Below are 2,360 nucleotides of genomic sequence, written 5' to 3'. Positions count from 1 at the left end.
ACCATGTGGTCCACCCGGGCGGCCGCAATTACGACACCTTTCCAGTCAACGCCTACGAGGCCGAAAGCCGCCGCATGGCCCGCTTCTTCCGCATGGGCCACACGCCCGGCGCGATGAAGCCACTGGCAGCGCTCGGCCCCAACACCACGCTGCACGCCAGTGCGGAGTTTCCGTACACCCTCGATTTGCGCAAGGCTTGAGCGACAATGTTTGCATGACCGCGTCTCCGCCCAACCCCGTCACCCCACTGGCAGCGCCAGCCCTGAAACACTGGTCGCAACAGGCTGCAGCTGCGCCCAAAGGGCACTGGGACGAATTGCGCGGGGCCACCCACGCACCCGCTGACGCGCACTTCAGTGCGCCTTGGCAATCGTTCATCCAAAGCCTGGACCACGAAGGCTTGGCTGGTCTGAGCACCCGCATGGCGAACTTGCAGCGCCAAGTGCGCGACAACGGCATCACCTACAACGTGTATGCCTCGGCCGACCAACCGCAGCGACCCTGGTCGCTGGACTTGTTTCCGCTCATGGTGCCCGAAGCCAATTGGCAACAAATCCAAGCCGGGGTGCTTCAGCGCATGCAGCTGCTCGAACGCATCATGGCCGACGCCTACGGCCCACAACAACTGGTGCTGCAAGGCCAATTGCCCGCCGCCCTGGTGCAAGGCCACCCGGCTTACATCCCGGCCATGCACGGCGTGCCCCCTGTGGGGGGGCGCTATTTGTCGCTGGCCGCGTTTGACTTGGCCCGCGGCCCATATGGCTTTTGGTGGCTCTTGTCGCAACGCACCCAAGCCCCCTCAGGGCTGGGCTATTTGCTGGAAAACCGACAAATAGTTTCGCGCTTGTTCCCCAAAGCCTTCGAAGCCCTGCCGGTGCAGCGCCTGGCCGAAACCTACCGCACGCTGATCGACAGCATCAAGGCCCGCAGCCCAGCGGGCGCTTCGGCGCACATTGCCCTGCTCACACCCGGGCCCTACAACGAAACCTATTTCGAGCACGCCTACCTGGCCCGTTACCTGGGCTTGAGCTTGGTGCAAGGCAACGACCTGACCGTGCGCGACCAAAAGCTTTACCTCAAAACCTTGCAAGGTCTGCAACCGGTGCACGGCCTGCTCAAGCGGGTGGACGACGATTGGCTGGACCCCCTGGAATTGCGCGCCGACTCGACGCTGGGCGTGCCCGGCCTGCTGCAAGCGGTGCGCAGCGGCCATGTGCTGGTGGCCAACACCCCGGGCTCGGGCTTTTTGGAATCCAACGCGTTGCTGGGTTTCATGCCCGCCCTCGCGCGTGACCTGCTGGGCCAAGAACTGCAACTGCCCGCCATCCCCAGTTGGTGGTGCGGCGAGTCGGCGGCGCTGCAAGACGTGTTGCCGCGCATCCAACAATGCGTGATCAAACCCACCTACCCCTACAACACAGACCGCCACAGCTTTGAACCCGTGCTGGGCCACACCCTGTCGCGCAGCGAGCAAGACGAATGGGCCGGCCGCATCTTGCGCGACCCCGACGCCTACACCTTGCAGTCATGGCTGCCACTGTCGCACCAACCCACTTGGCAACCGGGCAACCAGAACCCAAACGGCACGCCAGGACCGGCCAGCATCCAGTCACGCCCAGTGGTGCTGCGCGTGTTCGCGGTGGCCGATGCACACGGCGGCTGGCAAGTCTTGCCCGGCGGCCTGGCCAGGCTGGGCACCCAAGAAGGCATCGCCTCGATGCAGCGCGGTGGCAGCAGCGCCGATGTGTGGGTCCAAAGCCCAACGCCACGCCCTTCGAACACGGCTGCCACGGCCGCCAACGCCACTTCTGCCGAACCGTCTCAGTCTCAGTCTCAGTCTCAGTCGCAAGCTCAAATTCAGTCCCCTGCCACAGCACATTTGCCCATCACCAGCTTGCAGGCCATCCATGCGCCAGCCCAGCGCCAGCACCTGGTCACCAGCCGTGCCGCCGAAAACCTGTTTTGGATGGGCCGCTACACCGAGCGCACCGAAAACACCTTGCGCTTGGTACGCCTGAGCCTGGAAATTTTGGGCAGCGAGAACCAGAACCTGCCGTGCCTGCTGAACTTCATCACCCGCATGGCCCAGCGCCACGGCATGGTGCCGGCCGGCGTACCGGCAGCTGCGCAAACGCGACGCGTGTTTGAGCGCGCCCTGATCGCTGGCCTGTGGGACCAAAGCCTGGCCACCAGCGTGGGTTTCAATTTGCGCTCGGTGCGCTTGGCCGCCGCCTCGGTGCGCGAACGCCTCTCGCCCGAACACTGGCGCTTGTTGGAGCAAGCCGAATCCCGATTTTTTGAACTCGCACCCCAACGCGTCAGCCCAGAGACCGCAACCCCGAACCCAACGCCCCCCTACC

General features: G+C 64.6%; 2 protein-coding genes. Both read left to right on the top strand.

What is annotated here, in order from left to right; all coding sequences use genetic code 11:
- Positions 1 to 200: transglutaminase family protein (locus Q0341_RS14865; protein WP_299514920.1), on the top strand; the 200-nt coding region annotated here is incomplete at its 5' end.
- Positions 201 to 214: 14 nt separating this feature from the next.
- Positions 215 to 2,360 (top strand): circularly permuted type 2 ATP-grasp protein (locus Q0341_RS14860; RefSeq protein WP_299514917.1); only part of this gene is annotated, 2,146 nt, incomplete at its 3' end.

This window comes from uncultured Limnohabitans sp., assembly GCF_937889215.1.
In the GTDB taxonomy this organism is placed as follows: domain Bacteria; phylum Pseudomonadota; class Gammaproteobacteria; order Burkholderiales; family Burkholderiaceae_C; genus Limnohabitans_A.
Note: the sequence above shows the minus strand (reverse complement) of the source record. Positions and strands in the feature narration are given on the sequence as shown.